This is a genomic window from Roseovarius sp. MMSF_3359 (assembly GCF_030733385.1).
GTDB lineage: Bacteria > Pseudomonadota > Alphaproteobacteria > Rhodobacterales > Rhodobacteraceae > Roseovarius.
In genome coordinates, this window is record NZ_JASHJC010000003.1 from 1 (window position 1) to 23,733 (window position 23,733).

Annotated in this window: 22 protein-coding genes; 5 read left to right on the top strand and 17 right to left on the bottom strand. The window is 62.5% G+C overall.

What is annotated here, in order from left to right; translation table 11 throughout:
• Nucleotides 1–48 precede the first annotated feature (48 nt).
• Both betC and betI read right to left on the bottom strand, forming a co-directional pair.
• Nucleotides 49–1,557, bottom strand: a complete 1,509-nt coding sequence (gene betC / locus RBB29_RS05085) for a choline-sulfatase (RefSeq protein WP_306115375.1) — start codon at nt 1,555–1,557, stop codon at nt 49–51.
• Nucleotides 1,554–2,126: a transcriptional regulator BetI gene (gene betI, locus RBB29_RS05090; RefSeq protein WP_306115379.1), complete on the bottom strand. Its 573-nt coding sequence runs from the start codon at nt 2,124–2,126 to the stop codon at nt 1,554–1,556. Before betI ends, betC begins: the two co-directional genes overlap by 4 nt.
• A 342-nt stretch (nt 2,127–2,468) precedes the next feature.
• Between betI and RBB29_RS05095 the strand changes: the two genes are divergently transcribed.
• A complete protein-coding gene (locus RBB29_RS05095; RefSeq protein WP_306115374.1) occupies nt 2,469–4,022 on the top strand; it encodes an ABC transporter substrate-binding protein in 1,554 nt (517 codons plus the stop codon).
• A 77-nt stretch (nt 4,023–4,099) separates the two neighbouring features.
• Here the strand turns inward: RBB29_RS05095 and RBB29_RS05100 are convergent, their stop codons facing one another.
• From RBB29_RS05100 to RBB29_RS05110, 3 genes are read right to left on the bottom strand one after another with little or no spacing between them, the layout of a single operon-like run.
• Complete coding sequence (locus tag RBB29_RS05100; protein ID WP_306115373.1) at nt 4,100–6,550, bottom strand: FAD-dependent oxidoreductase; 2,451 nt, start codon at nt 6,548–6,550, stop codon at nt 4,100–4,102.
• A 14-nt stretch (nt 6,551–6,564) separates the two neighbouring features.
• Nucleotides 6,565–7,395: an Asp/Glu racemase gene (locus RBB29_RS05105; RefSeq protein ID WP_306115372.1), complete on the bottom strand. Its 831-nt coding sequence runs from the start codon at nt 7,393–7,395 to the stop codon at nt 6,565–6,567.
• Nucleotides 7,385–8,254 carry a phytanoyl-CoA dioxygenase family protein gene (locus RBB29_RS05110; RefSeq protein ID WP_306115371.1) on the bottom strand — a complete coding sequence of 290 codons (870 nt, stop codon included), beginning with the start codon at nt 8,252–8,254 and terminating at the stop codon, nt 7,385–7,387. The genes RBB29_RS05105 and RBB29_RS05110 overlap by 11 nt, the downstream gene beginning before the upstream one ends.
• 94 nt (nt 8,255–8,348) lie before the next feature.
• On the opposite strand from RBB29_RS05110, the gene RBB29_RS05115 reads away from it, so the two are divergent.
• Nucleotides 8,349–9,146: a GntR family transcriptional regulator gene (locus tag RBB29_RS05115; protein WP_306115370.1), complete on the top strand. Its 798-nt coding sequence runs from the start codon at nt 8,349–8,351 to the stop codon at nt 9,144–9,146.
• Here the strand turns inward: RBB29_RS05115 and RBB29_RS05120 are convergent.
• The 4 genes from RBB29_RS05120 to RBB29_RS05135 all read right to left on the bottom strand — a co-directional run bounded on the left by RBB29_RS05120 (nt 9,097) and on the right by RBB29_RS05135 (nt 13,229).
• Nucleotides 9,097–10,137, bottom strand: a complete 1,041-nt coding sequence (locus RBB29_RS05120) for a LacI family DNA-binding transcriptional regulator (RefSeq protein ID WP_306115369.1) — start codon at nt 10,135–10,137, stop codon at nt 9,097–9,099. The two genes, RBB29_RS05115 and RBB29_RS05120, sit on opposite strands and share 50 nt — an antisense overlap.
• 316 nt (nt 10,138–10,453) lie before the next feature.
• Entirely contained in the window at nt 10,454–11,623 is a 1,170-nt protein-coding gene (locus RBB29_RS05125; protein ID WP_306115368.1) for an aromatic ring-hydroxylating dioxygenase subunit alpha, read from the bottom strand.
• Nucleotides 11,620–12,402, bottom strand: a complete 783-nt coding sequence (locus tag RBB29_RS05130) for a sulfotransferase family protein (RefSeq protein WP_306115367.1) — start codon at nt 12,400–12,402, stop codon at nt 11,620–11,622. Before RBB29_RS05130 ends, RBB29_RS05125 begins: the two co-directional genes overlap by 4 nt.
• Nucleotides 12,399–13,229: a hypothetical protein gene (locus tag RBB29_RS05135; RefSeq protein WP_306115366.1), complete on the bottom strand. Its 831-nt coding sequence runs from the start codon at nt 13,227–13,229 to the stop codon at nt 12,399–12,401. The genes RBB29_RS05130 and RBB29_RS05135 overlap by 4 nt, the downstream gene beginning before the upstream one ends.
• 67 nt (nt 13,230–13,296) lie before the next feature.
• Between RBB29_RS05135 and RBB29_RS05140 the strand changes: the two genes are divergently transcribed.
• Genes RBB29_RS05140 through RBB29_RS05150 form a run of 3 tightly spaced genes read left to right on the top strand, consistent with a single transcriptional unit; the run spans nt 13,297 to nt 16,946 of the window.
• On the top strand, nt 13,297–13,920 hold the full coding sequence (locus tag RBB29_RS05140) for a helix-turn-helix domain-containing protein (protein ID WP_306115365.1): 624 nt from the start codon (nt 13,297–13,299) through the stop codon (nt 13,918–13,920).
• Nucleotides 13,921–13,923: 3 nt separating this feature from the next.
• Nucleotides 13,924–16,320: an FAD-dependent oxidoreductase gene (locus RBB29_RS05145; RefSeq protein WP_306115364.1), complete on the top strand. Its 2,397-nt coding sequence runs from the start codon at nt 13,924–13,926 to the stop codon at nt 16,318–16,320.
• Nucleotides 16,317–16,946 carry a class I SAM-dependent methyltransferase gene (locus tag RBB29_RS05150; protein ID WP_306115363.1) on the top strand — a complete coding sequence of 210 codons (630 nt, stop codon included), beginning with the start codon at nt 16,317–16,319 and terminating at the stop codon, nt 16,944–16,946. The genes RBB29_RS05145 and RBB29_RS05150 overlap by 4 nt, the downstream gene beginning before the upstream one ends.
• Before the next feature lie 52 nt (nt 16,947–16,998).
• Here the strand turns inward: RBB29_RS05150 and RBB29_RS05155 are convergent, their stop codons facing one another.
• From RBB29_RS05155 to RBB29_RS05190, 8 genes are all read right to left on the bottom strand, one after another.
• Nucleotides 16,999–17,385: an ExbD/TolR family protein gene (locus RBB29_RS05155; protein WP_371931440.1), complete on the bottom strand. Its 387-nt coding sequence runs from the start codon at nt 17,383–17,385 to the stop codon at nt 16,999–17,001.
• A complete protein-coding gene (locus RBB29_RS05160) occupies nt 17,385–17,732 on the bottom strand; it encodes a biopolymer transporter ExbD (RefSeq protein WP_371931419.1) in 348 nt (115 codons plus the stop codon). Before RBB29_RS05160 ends, RBB29_RS05155 begins: the two co-directional genes overlap by 1 nt.
• Nucleotides 17,733–17,757: 25 nt before the next feature.
• Complete coding sequence (locus tag RBB29_RS05165) at nt 17,758–18,399, bottom strand: MotA/TolQ/ExbB proton channel family protein (RefSeq protein WP_306115360.1); 642 nt, start codon at nt 18,397–18,399, stop codon at nt 17,758–17,760.
• The gene (locus tag RBB29_RS05170; RefSeq protein WP_371931420.1) at nt 18,396–18,830 is read right to left on the bottom strand and encodes a hypothetical protein; all 435 of its coding nucleotides are present in this window, start codon (nt 18,828–18,830) and stop codon (nt 18,396–18,398) included. Before RBB29_RS05170 ends, RBB29_RS05165 begins: the two co-directional genes overlap by 4 nt.
• A gap of 93 nt (nt 18,831–18,923) precedes the next feature.
• On the bottom strand, nt 18,924–19,958 hold the full coding sequence (locus tag RBB29_RS05175) for a TonB family protein (protein ID WP_306115359.1): 1,035 nt from the start codon (nt 19,956–19,958) through the stop codon (nt 18,924–18,926).
• Between the two features lie 308 nt (nt 19,959–20,266).
• Entirely contained in the window at nt 20,267–21,886 is a 1,620-nt protein-coding gene (locus RBB29_RS05180; RefSeq protein WP_306115358.1) for an ABC transporter ATP-binding protein, read from the bottom strand.
• Nucleotides 21,883–22,716, bottom strand: coding sequence for an ABC transporter permease (locus RBB29_RS05185; protein ID WP_306115357.1), 834 nt, complete (start codon nt 22,714–22,716; stop codon nt 21,883–21,885). Before RBB29_RS05185 ends, RBB29_RS05180 begins: the two co-directional genes overlap by 4 nt.
• A complete protein-coding gene (locus tag RBB29_RS05190; protein WP_306115356.1) occupies nt 22,716–23,702 on the bottom strand; it encodes an ABC transporter permease in 987 nt (328 codons plus the stop codon). Before RBB29_RS05190 ends, RBB29_RS05185 begins: the two co-directional genes overlap by 1 nt.
• Nucleotides 23,703–23,733: the final 31 nt, after the last annotated feature.

Below are 23,733 nucleotides of genomic sequence, written 5' to 3' on the forward strand. Positions count from 1 at the left end.
GCGACGTGCCAATGCGACGACCCCGCTTAATACCGCGCGCGACCTGCATCATTCGCCCCTCGGGAAGCGCGCGTTTTCCTCAACCACATTCAGGTCCATGTGGTTGCGCATGTAGCGTTCCGACGCCTTTTGCAGCGGCTGATAGTCCCAAGGATAATAGCCGCCCTTGCGCAGCGCCTCGTAAACCACCCACCGCCGCGCCTGGCTTTCGCGGACCTGCGCGTCAAAGGCGTCGAGATCCCACCGCGCTTCGGCCTTGGCCTGCAGCTGCGCCAACGTGCCCGCATGGGCCGGATCGCCGGCCAGGTTGGTCAACTCATGCGGGTCGGCCTCCAGGTCAAAAAGCTGATCTGGATCAAGCGCACAGCGGTTGAACTTCCACTTGCCGTATCGCAACGACACCAGCGGCGCATAGGACGCCTCTGCCGCATATTCCATCGCCACCGGCGCATCCCGCTCCGCCCCTTGCCCCAAAGGCACAAGGCTTTGCCCTTCGACCCAGGGTGCGACCTCATCCATGCTCACACCGGCCAGGTCACACAGCGTCGGGCAGACGTCGATCGTGCTGACCGGCGCCTCAATCCGCCCGGGCGCCATACCGGGCGCCGACACCATCAGCGGGACGCGCGATGACCCCTCATAGAAGCACATCTTGAACCAGAGGCCCCGCTCGCCCAGCATGTCACCATGATCGGAGACAAAAAGGATCACGGCCTCCTGCCGCGTCGTCTCCAGCGCCGCCATTACCTCACCGATCTTGTCATCGAGATAGGAGATATTGGCGAAATAGGCCCGGCGCGACTTGCGGATGTCCTCTTCGGTGATGTCGAAAGACCGCCAATCATTGGCGTCGAAAATCCGCTGCGCATGGGGGTCGTGATCGTCGTACTCCATCGCCGGCACCTGCGGAGCGAGATGTTCGCAATCCTCGTAGAGATCCCAGTATTTCTTGCGCGCCACATAGGGGTCGTGCGGATGAGTAAAGCTGACCGTCAGGCACCAGGGCCGGTCATCATGGCCGCGCGCCAGATCGTAAACCTTGCGCGTAGCGTGATAGGCCACCTCGTCATCGTATTCCATCTGGTTCGAAATCTCGGCCACACCGGCGCCGGTGACCGATCCCATATTGTGATACCACCAGTCGATCCGCTCTCCCGGTTTGCGGTAATCGGGGGTCCAGCCAAAATCCGCCGGGTAGATATCGGTGGTAAGGCGCTCCTCGAACCCGTGCATCTGATCAGGGCCCACGAAATGCATCTTGCCGCTGAGGCAGGTCTGATACCCCGCGCGGCGCAGATGGTGGGCGTAGGTCGGGATATCGGCGGCAAACTCCGCCGCGTTGTCATAAACCCGGCTGCGCGAAGGCAAGAGGCCCGACATGAAACTCGCCCGTCCCGGCGCGCAGAGCGGCGAGGCGGTATAGGCATTCGCAAACCGGGTCGAGCGCGCCGCCAGCTTCTTCAGGTTTGGCGCGTGCAACCAATCCGCAGGGCCATCCGGAAAGAGCGTCCCGTTCAACTGATCCACCATGAAAATCAATATGTTGGGCGCAGTCATTCATGTGATCCTTTAGGCAGACTGGTATCGAGGTAATGCAGAAGCACATCAATCGCGGCCCCCGGTGACATCGGGTCCTCGCGCAGCGCCTGCCGGATGTAGAGCCCATCAATCATCGCGGCCAACCCGCGGGTCAGCATCCGCGCATCGGCACCGGCGATCTGGCGAAAGGCCTGGTGGAGGTTCGACCGCACCCGGCGCTGATAGATATGCAGCAATCGCCGGGCCTCGTCGGATTTCTGCGCCTGCACGTAGAAATTCAACCACGCCGAAACGAATTCGGGGCGAAACTGCGCCGGGGCGAAACTGGCGCGGATGATCGCCTCGATCCGATCACGCGGTGTTTTCGCCATCAGCATCGCACCACGCACCTCCGCCCCGTAGAGCGTCAGAATGTGGCGCATGGCGGCGGCAAAAATCTGCTCCTTGGAGCCGAAATAGTGATGCGCCAGCGCGCTCGACATCCCTGCCCGCTTGGCGATCTGACTGACGGTGACATCCAGCGTACCGTGGGCGCCGATCTCATGGATCGTCGCCTCGACCAGCGCCGAACGACGTATCGGTTCCATCCCCACTTTCGGCACGGGCACCCCCCTTTATTTTGAATTGCCAATCGGTCGTAGTCGTGTTTAATTGACTCGTCAATCAATAAAAATGGTGCCGCTTGATCGCCCACAATACATCTGTCTGTCACAATGAACTTGCACATGATCGAAGGGTCGGCCTAAGCTCTGGCCGTTCAACGATTGTTGGTGTGCAGCCGGTGTGTGTTCAAAAATGACGAAAACAACCGTTTCTTTGACGAATGTTTCCGTAGGCGGCACATCTCGATCGACAAAATGGCATTCGGAAAAGCCCTGCCCTGCAGCGGCGACGCCCCATGAACTGAAAACAATCAGGGAGATACCTTTATGACGATCCTATCAAACGGCGGTCTGAACCGTCGCCGCTTTCTGCAGACGACGGCAGCAACGGCGATGGCCGCGACCCTGCCCATGGGCAGCGCAATGGCGGCGCCGAAGCGCGGCGGCCACCTGCGCGTCGGCAAGGCCCACGGTCAGACAACCGACACGCTGAACCCCGGCACCTGGGAAAACGGTTTCACCATCGGCATGGCCTTCGCCATCCATGGCCGCCTGACCGAGGTGCTTGGCGATGGCTCGCTCGCGCCCGAGCTGGCCGAGAGCTGGGAAGCGACACCGGACGCCAAGACCTGGCGGTTCAACATCCGCAAGGGTGTGACATTCCACTCCGGCAAGCCGCTCACCGCGGAAGACGTGGCCGCCTCGATCAACTTCCACCGTGGCGAAGATTCGACCTCGGCCGCGGGCCCGCTCGTCGCGCCGGTCGAAAACATCACCGTCGAGGGCGACACGGTCGTGTTTGACCTCTCGGGCGGCAATGCCGACTTCCCCTTCATCCTCAGCGATTATCACCTGACGATCCACCCCGCCAAGGATGACAGCATCGACTGGCAATCCGGCGATGGCTGCGGCAGCTATATCCTCAAGAACCACAATTTCGGCGTCTCCTGCACGATGGAGCGAAACCCGAACCATTGGCGTGACGATGTAGGCTTCTTCGACTCGATCGAAATGCTGGCGCTGGTTGACCAGAACGCGCGGACCACGGCCCTCGTATCGGGCGATGTGGACGTGATCGACCGTCTGGACCTGAAAACCGTTGGCCTGCTGGAGCGTAACCAGAACATCCAGATCAACTCGGTCGCCGGCACGCAGCACTTCACCTTCGCGATGTCCACCAACCAGGCACCGTTTGACGACAACAACGTGCGTCAGGCCCTGAAATACGCGATCAACCGTGAAGAAATGGTCGAGAAGATCCTCTTCGGTTACGGCTCGGTCGGCAATGACGTGCCCGTTGGTCAGGGTCAGCTCTATTTCAACAAGGAGCTGGAGCAGAAGACCTACGATCCCGACAAGGCCAAGTTCTTCCTCAAGGAAGCCGGTCTCGACAGCCTCGAAGTCAGCCTGTCGGCCGCCGATGCGGCATTTGCCGGTGCGGTGGATGCGGGCGTTCTCTTCCAGAACTCCGCCAAGGCCGCCGGTATCGACCTCAAGGTCGTGCGCGAGCCCAACGATGGCTACTGGTCGGATGTCTGGATGAAGAAGCCGTTCTCGGCCGTTTACTGGTCGGGCCGTCCGGTGCAGGATCAGATGTTCGCAACCGCCTATAGCTGCGGCGCGGCCTGGAACGACAGCTTCTGGTGCCACGACAAGTTCGAAAAGCTCATGGTCGAAGCCCGCGCCGAGCTGGACCCGGCCAAGCGCCAGGCGATGTACTACGAAATGCAGGACATCGTGTCGAACCAGGGTGGTGTGATCATCCCGATGTTCGCGAACTACGTCTTCGCGACTTCCAAGAAGATCGCAACCCCCGAGAGCTTCGGCTCGAACTGGGATATGGACGGCGAACGCTGGGCGGAACGCTGGTCCTTCGCCTAAGACGGGCGCGATTATCCAATGCGAAAGGGCCGGTTTTTCCGGCCCTTTTTTCTTGGTGGGATGTCAGGCATGCCGCCTCATGAGAGCATCCGCTGGCTTCTGGGATCGTAAAAAGGTGTCAGGCTGACATCGGCGGCAACCTCGCAACCTTCGATCAGAACGGTATAGCTGCCCGCCTCGATCGCCGTCTTGTCGGCCCCGCCATCGGGGACCGACACGAAACAGAGGCCCACCGCCGCATCAATGGACTGCCCGAAGGCCCCGGCGGTGACATATCCCACCACCGCGCCATCGCGCAGCACCGGCTCATTGTGATGCAAAAGCGGTCCGGGATCGCGCAGTTTCACGGAGCAGAGATACGGCCCCTGCCCCTCGGCCTTGCGGGCAAGATAGGCATCGCGGCCAACGAACGGGATCGCCTTGTCTGGCTTGCAGACAAACTCCAGCCCGACCTGATGCGGCGCTTCGGCATAGGCCATGTCATGGCCCCAGTGCAGAAACCCTTTTTCCAGGCGCAGCGCGTTGAGCGCCTCGCCCCCGATGAGGCGCAGCCCGTATTTCTCTCCGGCCTCAAACAACACCTCCAGCACATGCTCGGCAAAATCGGGCGTCACGAAAACCTCCCACCCGAGTTCGCCGGAATAGGACAGGCGCTGCGCGGTCACTTGCGCGTGGCCGATATGAAAGCTCTGAAAGCTGTTGAAACGGAACGCCTCATTCGACAAATCGGCATCGCTGACCTCGGTCAGCAACGCGCGGCTCTGCGGCCCCATCACGGCCAGAACACCATAAGACGCGGTCACATCGCGCAGGCGCACATCCTCCCCCGGCCCGATCGCATCGCGCAGATGCAGGTAATCGCGCCTTGTATGCGAAATCGACGACATCACCATGAAACTCTGCGCCCCATGGCGCGCCACGGTCACATCGCTTTCAATGCCCCCGCGGTCGTTCAGCATCAGGGTATAGGCGAGGCGGCCCGGCTTCATTGCCATGTCATTGGTACAGGCCCGTTGCAGGAAGCTCTCGGCATCCGCCCCCTCGACCATGAGCTTGCCCAGCATGGAATAGTCGATCATCGCCACCGCCTCGCGCGCGGCCCTCTGCTCGGCCTGAACGTGATCGAACCAACTTGGGCGGTGGAAGCTGTAGTCGTACTCCGGCGCCACGCCCTCGGGCGCAAACCACCCGGGCCGCTCCCATCCCTGCACCTCGGCAAAGCAGGCGCCGCGGGCCTTCAGCGCATGGTGAAACGGCGTGCGGCGCAGGTTGCGGGCGGTCTCGCGCTGCCGACCGGGCCAGTGCATCGCGTAGGTCAACACCAGCGTCTCCGGGCAGCGTTCGCGCAGGTAGAGATCACGCGCCTGGAAGGCTTCGCAGCGTTTCGGGTCCATCTCTGCGAGGTCCATTGGGGGATGGCCCAGCCTGATCCAGTCAGCCAGTGCCTTACCCGCCCCGGGGCCGGATTGAATACCGGTCGAATTCACCCCGGCCAGCACAAAATATCCCTTGATATCAGTCGCTTCCCCAAGGGTGAACCGACCGTCATAGGAACAGCTCTCCGGCCCGTTGAAGAAGGTGCGAATGCCGGTTTCCTGCAGGATTGGCACCCGGTTCATGGCCAGCTCCAGCACCTCCATCACGTCCTCTTCGACAAAAGGCAGACTGTCGAATTCGAACGCGGCGGGGATGCCGTCCACGGCCCAAGGTTTGGCGTGAAAATGCGCGAACCCGAAGAGGAGCTTGCCCGCATCCTCCTTCCAATAGGTGCCATCGCAATAGGATCGCAGCACCGGCAGATCGCTTGGCAGATCCGGGATCGCCTCGGTCACCAGGTAGTAGTGTTCACACGCATGAAGCGGCACGCCCACACCGTTCCGCTGGCCCAGTTCGCGTGCCCACATCCCCCCGCAATTGACCACGAAATCGGCGGTGATCGTCCCGGCGCCGGTCCGCACCCCTTTGGCGCGTCCGCCTTCGACCAAGACCTCCTCGACGCGGGTCTGCTCAAAGATCTGCGCGCCATGCATCCGCGCGCCCTTGGCCAGCGCCATGGTCAGATCAATCGGGTTGGCCGATCCGTCGCTCGGCATATAGATGCCGCCCAACACACCGTCGGGGTTCATCAGGGGCCAGCGTTCAGCGATCTCCTCGGGGCACAACGCATGGGCCTCGATCCCGAAGAGGCGTGCGAAATCCGCCTTGCGCTTCAATTCCGCATGGCGCTCTTCGTTAACCGCGATGGAGATCGACCCCGACCGGCGATAGCCCGGGTTCTGGCCGGTCTCGGCCTCGATCTGCTCCAGCAATTCGATGCCGTATTTCGCCATGGCGGTCGTGGCATGGCTGCCCTGCAGCTGCCCGACAAGCCCGGCGGCGTGCCAGGTGGTCCCGCTGGTCAGTTGCTTGCGCTCCAGGAGCACAACATCATTCCAGCCCTCGCGCGCCAGATGATAGGCGACCGAACAACCATGAATACCGCCGCCAATGATGACGACCTGCGCGTGGGAGGGGAGGCTTTTACTCATTCGGAGTTGTCCTGTCAGAGTGCGCCAGGCGTCAATGGTTTACGGAAGAGCCGCCCGGCGCCGGTCCGCGTGTCGTTGATCCCCGCAAGCCGGAGCAGGTGCCAGGCCAGGGCGTGATTGCTGGCGGTCACGGGTTTGGCCAGCGTCGTTTCAGCGGCGTCGATGATGCTTGCGGCCCGCAGGCTGGTGCAGGAGATGAAGACCCCGTCAACATCCGCCGAACGCCCGACCTTGAGCGCCGCCTCAAGGATGGATTCCGCATCAATCTTGCCCACGCTGAAATCGCTCTCCTCGTAGAACGACCCGACAACGGTCACCTCGATCTCGGCGGCAATGAACCTGGCCTGCATGGCCTCGGTCACCTCCGGCGAATAGGGCGTGACCAACCCGAGCCGCCGCACCCCCAGGGCCTTCAACGCGGCCTTGGCCGCTGTCAGCGGGTTGGTGGACGGCACGCCGGGATGGATGCCTTCAAAGATCTCCGCCACGCGGTCCTCGCCTATGATGGTGGCGCCCGAGGTGCAGCCATAACCGATGGCGTCGAGGCCCAGATAGTCCGGCAAAAGTCGCGCCGCTACGGGCAGTTCGTCTGCCATCCGGCCCAGGGTTTCCGGTGTGACCGTCACATCATTGGCCAGCCGCGCGTGATAGACCGACACACCCGGCAGATCGGTCAGCGTCCGGAATTCCCATTCCATCGTCTGATCGGATTCGAGCACCAGAAGACCAAGGCGCGCCCGCTCCCCGGCCCCCTGGTCCGTCGTGAAGCTCAGCCGTTCGATCCGCGCCTGCCGCGTATCCATATCCATCGCCGCCCCCGCCCCGACGTTTCGCTTATCCAGCATCGGCCATGGCCTGCTGCGCAAAAAAGGACGTGTCTTTCGGCACTTCGGGCAATTGCATCTCGTATGGGGTGCAGCGGACCCGCCCCGACGCCTCGCCCCGGACAAGCTCATGGGTCAGGGTGCTGGGCAGGTGGTTGGGGCTCAGTTCAATGGCGTCCTCGGCGTAATAGGTCGAGATGTAGAGGGTGCGGGAGGCCTGCGACAAGTTGGGCGCAGAGCCGTGCAGAAGGCTCGCATGCATCAAGCAGACCGATCCCGCCCGACCGGTGCATTTCACGATGTTCCCCTTGTGCTCTTCAAGCACCGTATCCGAGACCGAGCCGGTGAAAACGCCATTATGCCAATGCGAATAAAGCGGCCCCTTGTGGGTGCCGGGCACCACTTCGAGCGGGCCGTTCTCCAACGTCACATCGTCGATGAAGAGAAGGCAGGTGATCATGTCGTCATTGGTCATCGGCTCGAACGGGAAATCCTGGTGGAAGTTCACCTTGGTCGCGGTGCCGGGCAGTTTGGAATTGACCTTGCCATGGTGGAACCGGATCGCGGGGCCGATGAGTTCTGCGCAGATATCGACCGTGCGGGCATTGCGCATCACGTCGGCATAGACGTCCGACACCTCTTCGGGCGATTGAACCCGGCGCAGGCCCGGCACCTCTGCCGTATGACCCGGCTGCAGATCGAACCGGGGACGCCCATCGAGCGTCTCGCCGTAATCTGCATCATGCTGCCGGCTCTCCTCGACCCATGCCGCGAAAACCTCCCGCAGGCGGGCCAATTGGTCGGGCGTCACCGCGTCCTCGACCACCAGAACCCCATCGCGCCAGAATTGGTCTTTCTGCTCTTGCGTCAGATGTGCCATCAATTCTCTCCCAAGTTGGTATATACCAGATATCCACTTGGTATATACCAGCTAGCATGTTAAGCAATCCGAAAAAATCACCCGGTGTTGAAAAATGTCTACCACCAGCCACCAGACCCCTGCCCCGCTGCCGCTCTTCCGGCAGATCGTGGATGACCTGAAGAGCCGTATCGTCTCCGGGGATTTGTCGGAGCATATGCCCCTGCCGTCCGAACGCGCCATTGCGGAACTGCACGCGGTCAGCCGGATGACCGCCCGGCGCGCATTGGAGGCGGTTGAGGCCGAGGGGCTGGCCTATAGCAAGGACCGCAAGGGGCGTTTCGTCTCGCCGAAACGGCTGGATTACGACGTGAGCAGCATGTCGAATTTCATCTCCGGCGCCGCGGCCCGGGGGATCGACCTCCAGGTCGAGCATTTGGAGAGCAGGTCCCTCCCGGCGGGGCGCAGCATCGCGGAGATCCTCGCCGTCCCGGAAGGCACAGCACTCTACGAAAACACCCGGCTCTTTCGGCGCGAAGGCCACGCCACGTTTCTTGAAACCGAAACCGTCCTGGCCGACAGGTGCGCGGGATTGCTGCCCAAAACCCCGCCGCACCCCGAAAGCTTCCTTCAAAAACAACGCTACAGCCCCTTGGGCCATACCGCCGACATTGTCATCCGCATGCGCGCCCTCGCCCCCGAAGAAGCCGGATTGCTGGGCCTCATGCCCTATCAATCGGGCATCGAACAAGAACAGTTGGTACGCGATCCATCGGGGACGGCCTTCTGCTTCAGCCGACAGATATGGCGCGGAGAAATGGCGCAATTCTCGGCCCGTGCGATCATCAAACAGGCGCAGAGCATCAGCGGGGGCCGTGACCCTGACGGGGCGCGGGGCCAAGCGACCCCCTGAGACGCAGCGACGTATCGAGCCGTATCGAAACGCCGGCTTGCTTGGTTTCGACCATGTCGACCAGCGCACAGGCCGCTTTGCGACCCATTTCGCCGTGCGGCACATGCACAGTGGTCAGCGCCGGATACACGATGCGGGCCAGTTCGATGTCGTCGAACCCGGTGACCGAGACATCGCCCGGCACGTCAAGCCCGTGCGCCCGCGCCCGCGCCACCGCCCCGGCGGCCAGAACGTCATTGCCGCAAATGATTGCCGTGGGCGGGTCATTCGCCCCCATCAGCGTATCGAACGCATCGCCGCCGCTTTCGATCTGATAGGTCGTTTCGATGATGGCAAGAGCCGCCGGATCAAGACCATGGGCCGCCACCGCATCCCGGATCCCTTCAACCCGCTGCCGCGCGCGATCATTACCCGCAGTCGCGCCCGAAATGACGCCGATCCGCCGATGTCCACGCGCCAGGACTTCTTCCGCCAAAGCCGACATCGCTGCGCGGTTGTCAAACCCAATCGACGGCAGGCTTGCGCCGTCCGCATAGGTCCAGGCGGCCAGCACCGGCACATTCTGCCGCTCCAAATAGGGATAAATCGCCGGATCCCGGTCATGCCCGATCAGAAGCAACCCATCCGCCCCGCGCGCCACGAGCGCCCGGATCTGCTCTTCTTCGATCTCCGGCCGGTAGGCGGAGCTTGACACCAGAAGGTTATACCCGCGGTCGTGCAAAGCCTCCTGAAACGCCTGCAGACCGCGTGCGAAAATAGCATTCTCCATCGTCGGAATGATCGCGCCAATGGTGAAGGTCCTCTTGGCCGCCATCACGCGGGCGCCGAAGTTCGGCGTATATCCCAGCGCGTCAATCGCGTCCGTCACCCGCTTCCGCGTGCTTTCAATCACCCGGTCCGGCGTGTTCAAACACCGCGATACCGTCGCCGTAGAGACGCCGGCTGCTTTTGCCACATCGTCGAGGGTCGGGGCCGTCCTGGTGCTGCTCATGTATCGCCCAAATTGATCATCGCCCGAAGATACCACAGCAACCGCCATATGCAGCAAGAAAATGTAAGGGCTTTCATGCATGCGATACAAGCTCTTACATCTTTAACTACAACGGCCCCTCTGAAGGCACATCCATGTTCCTTGCCGCTTCAATCGCCGCAATTATCGTTTGTTTCCAGAATGTTGCGGCGGGCGTTTTCGCGGGAAACGTCTTCTTAGGCGATGTCCGGGAAATGCTGGGTCTGTTAGTAGCGTCGATTCTAAGAATTCAGCCGATCGTAACCATGACGAAGGCGGCTCACCCCGACCGACGGGATCACGACAGGATGCGTTCGACCACCCGGCGCCCGAAATCATGGGTTGGCCCTTCCCAATGCGGGCTCAGGCGGCCACCGTCATAGGCGGGCGACAAACGCCCCTGCTGCAACAGCTCCAGCATACCAAGATCTTCGCGGTTGAGATCATCCCACATGTTCAGGGTCGCCTCCCGCGCCGCCTTATGTTCATCCGAATGCGCCGCATCGCCGATCAGGAAAACATGCAACTCCTCCCGGGTCTTGTCGGGCGCGACCGGGTAGCTGACGAGGACAGAGAACTGATCGGGAAAAACCTCGGCGGCGAAATGCGGGAAACACAGGAACCAGAGACCGCGCTTGGCATCCGCTTCGGACAGCCCCGGGTAGTGCGGCAGGCCCTCGCCACGGCCCTCTTCGAGTTCGGGAAAGACATAGTCGTTGTAGAAGACATGACGGTCCCATTCGCCCGACCATCGCACGTTCATCGGCGCGAATTTCAGCAGCTTGGGATGGACCGCAAAAACATGATACCCCTCCATGTAGTTTTCATAGACGAGCTTCCAGTTGGCATTGACCTCGAAGTCGAGCTTGCCGGCCCACCGGATCGCCGAGAAATCATATTGCCCGGTCCGCTCCAGCAGGGGGTGCAACCAGTCCAGAAGTGGCTCGGCATCCCCTGACACGTTGGCAAAGATGCAGCCGTTCCATGTCTCGACCCGTATCTCAATCAGGTCCAGCTTGTCGCCACCGCCATCCTCGAACTTGTCCACCACGTTCGGGCCGCTGAAATGCGGCCGGGAGCGGAGCTTGCCGGTCAGTGCATAATTCCAGGCATGATAGGGACAGGTCAGGGTCGATTTCCGGCAGGGCGCCGTCAAGAGCCTCGCACCGCGATGACGGCAGACATTGTGGAACCCGCGGATGGTTCCCGCTTGATCGCGCAGGATGATCAGGGGGGCGCCGCCGATCTCAATCGGTTTCATGTCCCCCGGTTCCGGCAGTTCCGCCTCGGCACCGGCAAAAACCCAAGAGCGCCGAAAACAGTGTTCCTGCTCCAGCGCCAGCCAATCATCGGACCAATAGGCCGCATTGGGCAGGCCGCTGGCGTCTTCGATCGAGGCAAACGCCTGCGCAAGCCCCTCTTCGCCGATGAGCGCCACGACCTGGGAGCGGATATCGCTGCGGTTCATGAGGGCACCGTTTGCGGCCGCAGTCGGTGCGCATGAAGCGCGTTGTAATGGCCCCGGAACGTGGCATGGTGGCCCGAAAGGTTGGGTGGCAGGTCTGCCGGGTCCTGATGCTTGCGCGGGATTGGTTTCAACCCATCGCTGTCGCGCAAGGACGCATGCCAGATCTCGTCATTGCCGTCGTACCACAGCACGTCATCGCGCGCGCCCGGCTCCCACGATAAGGCCTCTGGAATGAAGGTGATACCAATCGCCTCGCAATAGGTCTGCACCATCGTCTTGGGGTCTTCCAAGAGGTCATCGCTGTCCAGGACCGGCGGCATCACACCGCTCCGGCGGTGCAACAGATCGAAAAGGGCCTGCTGCGGTCCGAAACTGATTTCATGTGCCTCAAAACCGTCCGTCATCCCCGCCTTTTGATAGGAACGGTGGAGCGAGGCCAGAACCTTGGCCGGATCACGGATCAGGAAACTGTGGTTGATCCGGTCCAGAAACGCATCGGTCCACATGTGATCGGTATGATGCGGCATGTCCTTGACAAAAACCGGGGCTTTTTCGGCGGCCTCAAGAATATCGTGCCAGACTTTTTCGAAGGTCGCCTCCGGTCGTTGTCGGTCAGGTGGCGCAGGCCGGGGCGCGCGGGCCTGCGGACCCTGGTACCACGCCATGCCAAACGGTTCGTGAAAGCAGGCAAGATCGCCGCGTTGGCGCATCATCCATTCGAACGCCGTTGAGGTCGATCGCGGCGTGGCCCAGAGAAAATAGATCGGATGCCCGGTCATCTGCCGCCCTCCTGCAATGTCGCCAGAAGATGCGGTTGCGCGCCGACGGGCGCCACGCCAAGAGTGCGGAAAACATTCCAGTAGAGCGCGCAATCGGAGGCGACGATGGGCTTGCCAATGGCGGCCTCGATTTCGCGCAGGAGACTGACCGGTCGCTGCGGCAAGCCATCGGCGCGTCGGAAATTGGGCATGCCGATGATGACCAGCGCATCGGCCTTCGGCGCCTGTTCCGCCACATATTCAAACGAGCGCATGGCGAAATCACCGGGGAAAATCCATGTCGCCTCGTTCACCTCTTCCTGCGTCGCCATCAACCCGTGATCCACGAAATTGCCGGAGTAGAGAATATCGAACCCGCCATCGGCCAGGAACCGCGTGGTCCCTTCGCGCCAGTCCGGCCAGAAATACCCGCCATTGACGGCAATGGACCGCGCGCCGATCTCATTGAGCGCCTCGACCAGCGACAGGCCGGCCATGTGCAGGGGTACCCGATACGTGTCGGCCATCCGGTCGCAAAAATCCCGAATGTCTTGCGGGGTTTTGCCGCCGGCATGGGACCAGTTGGTGCCGACCTGCCCCACCACATCGGCCCCGGCATTGGACATGCAATGCACGACCTCTTCGAGCTTGTGGAAGTTATCGACCCGCTGCGACAGTTGGTGGGCATAGTCTTCGACATGGATCAGCCGGCCATGCACCCCGACCCCTTCCGGCGCGATCCGCAGAAAATCATGGGGCGCGGCGTCGAAATCATGCGGCGGTGCGGTAAAGCCCACCTGATGGGGGAAAATCTTCTTGGTTGGATCGCTCCAGCGTTCGGGTTTCATCGGTCGCCCCTGATGGAATTATGGATTCGATCTTGCCTCATGGGAAAATTTTTGGCATCAATTTTTCATGAAGGTCAAGAAAAATGATATCACACACCCTGACGACGCGCTGAACCAATTGGGCGAGGATCTGCGTGGCCTGCGCCGCGCGCGGGGGCTGACACTCGAAGACCTGGCCGCGGCGAGTGGCAAATCCGTCTCTTTCATCTCGAAAATCGAACGCGGGCTGGCTCGACCCTCGGTCACGACCCTGCAGGAGCTTGCGGGCGCACTGGGGGTGCCGGTCGGGTGGTTCTTCGAGACTGACGGCCCCTCCCCCGCCGACGAGCGCCCGTTCATCGTACGCGCCAACCGGCGTCGCAAGCTCAGCTATTCGGGCCTTGGCTCAACCGATTACATGGGCTTCGAAGACCATCTTCTGTCAGCCACGCTCGACGGGCAGCTTGCGCTTGGCATGTCGACTTATCAGCCCGGCGGCAATACCGGTGATGAGCTTTACACCCATAATGGCGAAGAGGCGGGACTGGTCATCCGGGGGCAGATTGACCTGCATCTCGAAGACAAGGTGTTTCACCTTGAAGCGGGTGACAGCTTCTCCTTCGCGGCCAGCATCCCGCATCGCTACAGCAATACCGGCACCGGCGAGGCGCAGATCGTCTGGGCCAATACCCCCGTCAATCTGAGAAGGTAGCCCATGCAAAGCCACGCGCGCGTCGTTGTGATCGGGGGCGGCAACATGGGGGCGGGCGTGCTCTATCACCTGGCCCATATGGGCTGGACCGATTGCGTCCTGATCGAAAAGGCCGAACTGACGAGCGGGGCCACATGGCACGCCGCCGGGCTGGTCAGCCGCATGATCGGCGGGCAGGCCCTGGGTGCGATCCACGATCATGCGGTCGATCTCTACAAGCGGATCGAGCGCGAAACCGATGTGGGCGTGAGCTGGCACGGCTGCGGCTCACTTCGGGTGGCCACAAGCCCCGAGCACATGGACTGGATCAACCATATCCGCGATGCGGTGCTGGCACGCGGACAGGAAGCACATATCATCGACGCGGCCGAGGTGGCGCGCCTCAATCCGCTCTACGACGTCGCGGCGGCGGGTGTTCTGGGCGCGATCTACACGCCTGATGACGGGCATGTCGACCCTTCGGGCACCTGTCAGGCGATGGCCAAGGGCGCACGGCAGATGGGGGCGTCGGTCATCTGCAATTGCCGCGTCACCGCAACACGGCAATTGCCATCCGGCGAATGGGAAGTGACGACCGACGGGGGCCGCATCCTTGCCGAACACGTGGTCAACGCCGCCGGCTACCACGCCCGTCAGGTCGGCGCGATGGCGGGACTGGACCTGCCAATTACCACGATGCTGCACCATTACGTTGTGACCGACGCTGTGCCGGAATTCGGTGACATGGAGCATGAAATCCCCGTGACACGGGACGACTATTTCTGCGGGTATATTCGGCGCGAACAGGCATCGGCCCTGATCGGCCTTTATGATAAGCAGGACCCGCAGTCGGTGTGGCTTGACGGCTGCCCATGGGAGAGCGCGAACGAACTTTTCGAGCCGAACTGGGACGGGATCACGCCCTGGCTTGAGAACTGTTTCGAACGCATGCCTGCCCTGATGAACCGGGGGATCAAGCGGGTGGTGAATGGCGGCATTACGTACACACCCGACGGCGCGATGATGCTGGGACCCGCGCCGGGCCTCAGGAACTACTGGCTTGCCTGTGGCGCCACGGTCGGGATCGCCTGGGGGCCGGGTGCCGGGCGGGCGCTGGCGCAATGGATGATTGACGGCTCCGCCGATATCTCGACCCGGGGCTTCGATCCGCGCCGTTTCGGCACCTGGGCCGATGCGGCATATGCCCGGGCGCGGGCGACCGAAGATTACACCTTGCGCCAGGCGATGCCCTACCCGCAGCATCAACGCGAGCGGTGCCGCAACATCAAGACATCCGGCGCGTTTGAGCGCACCAGGGCCCTCGGTGCATGTTTCGAAGAGGTCGGCGGATGGGAACGGCCACGCCTTTACGGGCCTGAACCGTTGAGCTGGCGCAGAAGCGATGCCTTTGACCAAGTCGCAAAGGAATGCGAGGCGGTGCGGCAGCGGGTCGGTCTTGCGGACCTTTCGGCCTTTGCGAAGTTTCGGGTTGAAGGTCCGGGCGCCGAAGACTGGCTGAACGCCGTCTGCGCCAACCGGATGCCGCTCGAGGGGCGCACCTGCCTGACCCTCCTGCTCAATCGCAAGGGCACGATCGAGGGCGAGGCCACCATTGCGCGCATCGGCCCGGAGAGTTTCCACCTCGTCACCGGCGCGCCGTCCGAGCGCCGGGTCTGGGATTGGCTGACCCTTCATTGCGGCGTCGCAATGAAGGACGTCACCATGACCAATATCACCGATGAGACCGGCATTCTTTGCCTTACCGGTCCCCGCGCTCGCGACGTGTTGGCGGCCGCAACCCCGGATGATGTGTCTAATGACGCCCTGCGTTGGCTCGGCGTCAAGAAGATGACGATTGTGGGCGTGCCTCTCCTCGCACTGCGGCTGAGTTTCGCCGGGGAGTTGGCCTATGAGCTGCACGCGCCCAACGATCAGCTTGAAAAGCTCTGGGATGCGCTTTGGCAGGCCGGGCAGCCCCATGGCATCGCACCCTTCGGGTCGAAGGCGCTTGATGCCCTCAGGCTCGAAAAATTCTATCGCGGGGGCCACGAATTGGCCAATGACGCAAGCCACAAGGATGTCGCCCAGGAACGCTTCGCGGATCATTCCAAGGAATTCGTGGGACGTGACGCCATGCTGCGCCGCACCCCCCGAAGCCGCATCGCCCTGCTGGCGCTCGACGGTGAAGAGACCGACGCCTTGATCGGCGAAGCGGTCTTCAAGGACGGCACACTTGTCGGGTCGGTCACCTCCGCGGGCTATGGCCACACCGTTGGGCGCTCCCTTGCGATCGCATTTCTGCGCGATGAGGCACGCGCGGCTGGTACATTGCTCGAAATCTCCCTGCTCGGCGCGCGGATCAAGGCCAGGGTCCTGCGGGATGCGCCGTGGGATCCCGAAAACGAGAGGCTCACGAAATGACCGACAACAAGGTTCTCAAATCCTACGAAAAGTCCGGCCCCGACGCGCAACAAGCCACCTATGACAAATGGGCGGAAAGCTATGAGCAAGACCTCTGCGCGATGGGGTATCGCTTGCCCGCCATCGCCGCCGGGGCCTTCGCCCGCTTTGTCCCGCTCGATACCGGCCCCATTCTGGACGCCGGATGTGGCGGCGGGATCCAGGCGGAAGCACTATCGCTCCTGGGGTACGGTCCGCTCATCGGGCTGGACCTGTCGCCGGGGATGCTCGACGTGGCGCGGCGCAAGGATATCTATGCCGACCTGCACCAGGGCGCTCTGGGTCCGCAATTGCAGATCCCAGATGACAGCATGGGCGCGGTGCTTTGTATCGGGACGATCACGCCCAACCATGCCCCGCCCGACAGCCTTGACGGGCTGTTGCGCGCGGCAAAGCCCGGTGCGCCGATTGTCTTCAGTCTGCGCGATGATCCGGCGCAGGAGCCCGCCTATCCCGAAAGGGTCGCCGCCCTGACCGCCGCCAAGGCCTGGACCGAGATCTGGAGCAGCCCGAGCCTGCATTCCATGCCCTATGGCGCCGAAGACGTGACCCATCGGGTGCATGTCTACCGAAAGGCCGCGCCCTAGCCGATCTGCGGACCAAGCGGTACGGCCTCGCGATGCACCCGCCGCGGTACGGTCAGTTCAGTCCGCGTTGAGTGACAATGACCACGCTTGATGCCCCGGCAGCGCGCAAATCGCGGGCGAGGTTCACCAGTGTAACCGCCGGCAACGCCTGATCGGGGACAATCCGCACCCGGTCACGCTCCAACTCGGGGCGCGCGGCATAGAAGGCTTCGGCCGAGGCGATGGCCTCGCCACGGTACATCATCCGGCCATCCGCATGCACCACGAGCGTATCCGGCGGCGCGCGCCCTTCGAGCTCGGCGGTGCGCACAAGACGCAGCTCTGCATCCAGCGGGCGGGCCAGGGTCCCGGCAACCATGAAGAAAACGAGCATCAGGAAAACGATGTTGATAAGCGCAATCGTCGGCTCGCGCCGCGTGCTGTGGCGCCGCTTGCGCATCATGATCCCAACACCCGGATACTCAGCCGGTCAATGCCCCGCAGAATGACCAGAATGTCAGTCAGCCTCTGCGCCGTCACATCGTCGCGAAGGCTGATGAGCACGGGAAGGGTTTCGGCCTCTGGGGCAAGCGCAGCAAACATGTCCGGCAACGCCTCAGGCGTCACATCATTGCCGTTGACGCTCAGGTTCGCGGCCCCCAATTGCAGGAAGGTCATCTTGACGTCATTGGCGGGCGCGCCGCCCGATCCCGCCGCCGAAAGCTCGACCTCGGAAAACCGCGAGAACGTCGAGGACAGCATGAAGAAAAGCAGCAGCAGGAAGATGACATCAATCAGGGATGTCATCGACAAACGCCGGGTTCGGGCCGCCTTACGCACCGGCCCGCGCTGCCTGATTTGCAGGGCGCCCCTGCGGACGCAGGACAGTGGCAATCGCCCGCTCCGCGGTGACACGTTCGGCGTCCATGCGGGCCTCGAACCAGCTCAGGACCATGGCCGTGGGCATGGCAACCGCAAGCCCCACCGCCGTCGTCAGGAGCGCCACCCAGATCCCCCCCGCAAGCAGCGACGGATCAACCTGCGCACCGGCATCCTGCAGCGATTGGAACGCCTCGATCATCCCCAGAACGGTGCCGAACAGCCCCAGAAGCGGAGCCAGCTGCGCCACGTTATCAAGCAGGCGAAACCCACCTTCGAGCCGGGCGAACCTTGTCTCAGCCTCGGCTTCGAGCCTCTTGGCGTGTTCCGGCCCGGCGTTGAAGGCCATTTCGACCACCGGGGCGAGGTAGCTGCTGGAAGCTGACAAGGCGATACCCGCCGCGGCCCGGTCGCCCTTGTCCCATGCCGCCACAGCATCCTTGAGCGCCCTGTGGCGTCCGACACCTGCTGCGGAGAACTGCCACAGCTTGTAGAAAATCGTCGCAAGCGTCACCACCGATATCGCCAGCAGGATCACGACAACGGGGCCGCCAAGATCGACCGTCTGACGAAGACCTTCGAGAATTGCATTCATCCGATCACCTCGATTTCCGTGCGTGTCTTGAGGAGCAGCCCGGTCTCACACGCGCCATCGGCGAGGTCAGCGGCCTCACAGGTATGCGCACCGTTGATCAGGATACGGCTGAAACCATCACAGGCAGCGCCGGGGATCGTGAACTGCCGCACCCGCGGACGGCCGGGCGGCAACGTGCCGAAATCGAAAAGCGTCAGGCGGTCCACCTGCCCCGCGGCGTCGAAAAGCACGGTTTCATAGACCGCCTTGTCGATTTGACCGGCATGGCCATTGAGGACGAGGAACGAGAGCGTGCAACTGCCCTCATTGGTCTTCGCCGCATTGAGTTCGATCAGGACAGCCGCGCCAAGGTCGTCATCCTGCGCCGCCGCTGCGCTGGCACAGCCCAGAACGGCAAGAACCGTCGCCCGGGCCATCTGCATCATCTTCATATCTGTCCTTCCTTTTCTGGAACATAACGCCTGCCGGTTTCGATGACAGGGCATTTTGATCTCGGATATCGGTGCGCGCCACGATCCATTCGCTCACCTGTTTCGGTAGTTGAACACGAACCGCTGGCTGGTGCCGTCCGGCGGTCGTGGAAACGGGGCCGCGCTTCGGACCTGCGCGCGCGCGGCTTTTTCGATATCGCTGCTGCCCGAACTGTTCAGCACCCGGACCCACCCCAGCGAGCCGTCCGAATTTATGAGGAACGAAACGCGCGCCGTCCCCCGGGCGGAGGCATAAACGATCGGTGCCCGATTGAGCCGGCTCAGGACCTGCCCCGCGTAGTTGGTGACACTGGCGTTCCCGACGCCGCGCGACCCGCTGAAGCCGCCGGCACCCGAACCGCCACCGCGGAGCAGATCGACACCGCTTCGCTTATAGGCGGTAAGCGGCGACTCGATCACGCGGGCCGCAGCTTGCTGCTGTGTTCTGTCCGGCACACCCAGTGCCTCGGCAGAAGGCCGTTCCGGCGGTGGCCGCAAGGACCGGGTGACCGCCGAAGCGGTCTCTTCGTCAACGTCTTCAGCAGTCAGTATCTCGGGGGCGTCAGGTGTCGCAGCAATCGTTTTGTCCGGAGCGAGTGCAGCAACCGCGTCGGAGGCGACGGGATCAGGTTGTTCGGCCGATGGTTCGTCGGCCTCGGCCTCAGCCGGCTCGGGCGAACTTTCGGCAACCGGTGGATCCGGGTTGACCGATGCTGTGTCTTCGGCGGCCACATCGGCAACTGTATCTTCTTCACCACCACCGGGCGCGGCACCGTCCGGTTTGATCGCCTCGGCCAGCCCGGTATCCGGCGCGGTCACATCCTGCGGGTTGTCCGAAGCCACCAGGGCCCGGGATGTGGGCGGCGTCACATCCGGCACGTCCGGCACCTGCGCGGCCTCAGGCTGAGCCGGTTCGGCCACGGCTTCGGTAAAATCCTCGAAAGCGCCCCCCACATCGGCCACGTCAACGGGGTTTTCCTGCCCCTGTTCCGGCTGAGCCTCGCGGGACGATATGCTCAGGCCCAGGCCATGCACGAGCAAGGACATCAGGACCGCCATCACGCCGACCAGGATAGAGCGCCGGATCATGCGTGTCCCCGCGCAGCAAAGAAGATCGCTGGCATCGCGACACCGCGTCCTGCACCGCCCGTATCCGGTAGATCCTTGGAGAGATTGACTAGCGGCCTGATCAAGTAATGCGTCCGTCTTACATGTTTCCGCACCGGCCGGGCTGCGAGGTTGAACGACACGACCGTCTTGTCCCGCCTTGTACCCGTCGGCAGGTCCATCTGAAAGAGAGACCTACATCATTGTGATGACGGGCAGCGTTTACCCGCGCGGCGGGCGCGGCAATGACCCAGACATAGCGACCCCAATCATCGTTGCCGGACGGGATATCAGGCCGAGCGCCAGGATTTTCCGGGAACCGCCGCGAGCAGGTCTTTGGTATAAGGGGCTTGCGGGTCTCGGAATATTTCCGCCGTTGGCCCGGTCTCGACAACCTCGCCGTATCGCATGACCGCAAGGCGGTCGCAGACCTGCGCCGCCACACGCAGGTCATGGGTGATGAAGATCATCGACAAGGTCATGCGTTCGCGGATTTCATCCAGCAGGCGGAGAATTTGCGCCTGGATCGACACATCGAGAGCCGAGACCGGCTCGTCCGCGACCAGCACATCTGGATTGAGCGCCAACGCGCGGGCGATACCAATGCGTTGCCGTTGACCGCCGGAAAACTCGTGCGGGTAGCGGTCATAGGCCCGCTCATCAAGGCCGACCACCGACAAAAGCTCTCGCGCGGTCGTTTCGGCCTCATTCTTGTCGACACCTTGGAGCAACGGCCCCTGGGTGATGATCCGGCCCACCTTGGAGCGGGGATTGAGCGAGGCAAAGGGATCCTGGAACATCATCTGGATGCTGGAACGGTGCGCCCGCATCTCCGCCCGGTTCAGCGGTTGCAAATCCGTGCCGTTAAGCAGGATCTTGCCCTTATCCGCATCGACCAGCCGCACGATGCACCGCGCCACGGTCGATTTGCCCGATCCGCTTTCGCCAACGATGCCCAACGTCTCCCCGCGCCGCAGCTCCAGGTTCACGTCCTGCGCAGCCTTGACCACACGTTCGCTGCCGCCGAAGCCGAAAAACCCGCCACCGCTGCGGAACTCCTTTTCAAGGTTCTCTACCTGCAACACGGGCTCCGCCGATTGCGCCCGCGGCGGGCGGGGCGTCAGGCTGGGCACTGCGGCAATCAGATCCTTGGTATAGGGATGCTGCGGATTGTTGAGAACGTCGTCCACGGTACCCGCCTCGACCAGCCTGCCCTGCTGCATCACTGCCACGCGGTCGGCAATATCAGCCACCACGCCGAAATCATGGGTGATGAACAACACGCCAGTATTATGGCTGGCCTGCATCTCCTTGATGAGCTTGAGGATTTGCGCCTGCGTCGTCACATCGAGCGCGGTTGTCGGCTCATCCGCGATCAGGATTTTCGGATCAAGCGCCAGGGCCATGGCAATCATCGCCCGTTGCCGTTGCCCGCCCGAAAGCTCGTGCGGGTAAGAGCGCATGATATGCGCGGGATCGGGCAGGTGAACATCACCCAGTAAGCCAATCGCCCGCTCCTGTCGTTCCTTGCGGCCCATGTTTTCGTGGAACCGAAACACCTCGTCGATTTGGTCGCCGATGGTCATGACCGGGTTGAGGGCGGTCATCGGCTCCTGAAAGATCATCGAGATTTCGCTGCCGCGGATCTGCCGCATACGGGCGTCCGACACATCGGCTAGGTCCTCGTCGCCAAAGCGGATGCTGCCATCGGCGATGCGCACATGCGGTTTGGGCAGAAGCCCCATCACCGCCCGCGCCGTGAGCGATTTGCCCGAGCCGCTTTCACCAACGATGCAAAGGATCTCATTCGGCGCGAGATCAAGATCGACCTCCTCAACCGCAAAGGGGCGCTCGGACCCTTCCGGTAGGCAAATGTGCAGGTTGCGGATTTCCAGAAGCGGTGCACTCATTGGCGTTCTCGCAGGCGCGGGTTCAGCGCATCGTTCAGGCCTTCACCGACCAGGTTGATCGCCAGCACGGTAATCAGGATCGCAATGCCCGGGAAGGTGCAGACCCACCAGGCGGACCGCAGCAAGGTGCGCCCGGCGCCGATCTGGAAACCCCAGCTCATGATGTTGGGATCGCCCAGGCCCAGGAAGGCCAGACCGCTTTCGATCAGGATCGCCGTGGCGACCATGAGGGAACCGATGACGATGATCGGCGACAGACAATTGGGCAGGATTTCCCGCAGCATGATCTGCGCATCGCCCATGCCGATCGTGTGGCAGGCCTGCACGAATTCGCGGTTCTTGAGTGACAGGAATTCGCCCCGCACCAGCCGCGCCACGGCGGGCCAGGAGACCACCGCGATGGCGATCACGATGCTTTCGATCGACGGCTTCATGATCGCCACCAAAAGGATCGCGAAGACGAAAGACGGGATCGTCTGGAACATCTCGGTCGTGCGCATCAGGAGATTGTCGATGCGCCCGCCGTAATAGCCCGCGAGCCCGCCCATGACCGTGCCGAAACCGACGGCCACGATGGTCGCCAGCAACCCGATCAGGAGCGAGGTCTTGGCCCCATGCGCAATGCCCGCGGCCACATCGCGGCCAAGGCTGTCGCTGCCCAGAAGGAACCCACCCTCGCCCGGCGGCTGCATCGAAGCTCCGGCCAGCCGGAAGGGGTCTTCGGGATAGATGAGCGGCGCCGTGGCCGCCATCAGGATGACCAGCCCGAGGATGAAAAGCCCCGCGACGGCGGAGCGGTTTCGGCGGTAAAGTTTCCAGAAATCCCGCATCAGTCCACCTCGATCCGCGGATCAAGCCATGAGTAAATGATATCGACAATCAGGTTGACCCCCACCACCAGCAGTGCCGACAGCAGGAAAATCCCCAGAAGCAGGTTCAGGTCGCGTGAAAAGAGCGCCTCGAACGCGAGCATGCCAAGGCCCGGCCAGGCAAAGACCGACTCCACGATCACCGATCCGCCGATCAGTGCACCGACCTGCACCCCCGCCATGGTCACAACCGGCAAGAGCGCGTTGCGCAGGACATGCACGAACATGATCCGCCGCTCGGTCAGGCCCTTGGCCCGTGCCGTGGTGACGTAATCCATCCCCGCCTGCTCCAGCATCGAGGCCCGCATGAGCCGCGTGTAGAGCGCGAGGTAGAAGAGCGAGAGCGTGATCGTCGGCAACACAAGGTGGTGCGCGATATCCCATACCCGGTCCCAGCCTTCGTGGAAGGCCGCGATATTCTCCATTCCGCTGGTCGGGAACCAGCCGAGATTGAGCGCGAAGACCACGATGAACATCAGCCCCACCCAGAAGAGCGGCGTCGCATAGGTCAACAAGGCAAAGACCGAGATCAGCGTGTCGCGCCAGGTATTGAGCCCCGTCGCCGCCAGAAGGCCCAGCACGATGCCCACCCCAACGGCCAGGACAATCGTGCTGGTCATCAGGAGGAGCGTCGGGAAGAACCGGTCAAGCACCAGATCAAGCACCGGCATTTCATGGCGGAACGAATAGCCCAGATCGAAAGCCAGCACGTTCTTGAGATAGACGGCCAGTTGTACCGGCAGGGGTTTGTCGAGGCCGAATTTCTCGCGCAGTTCGGCCATGTATTCGGGCGTGGCCGACCCGGCCTCCCCGGCGAGCACGTCAACCGCATCCCCTTCCGCCAATTGCAGCAGGAAGAAGTTGACGACGATGATTGCAAAGACGATCGGGATCGCCTGCAACAGGCGCTTGAGCACGTATCGCAGGCGTTTTGCAGTGTGGCTCATTGCGGTGCCGGCCCGTCAAGGCCGACACCCT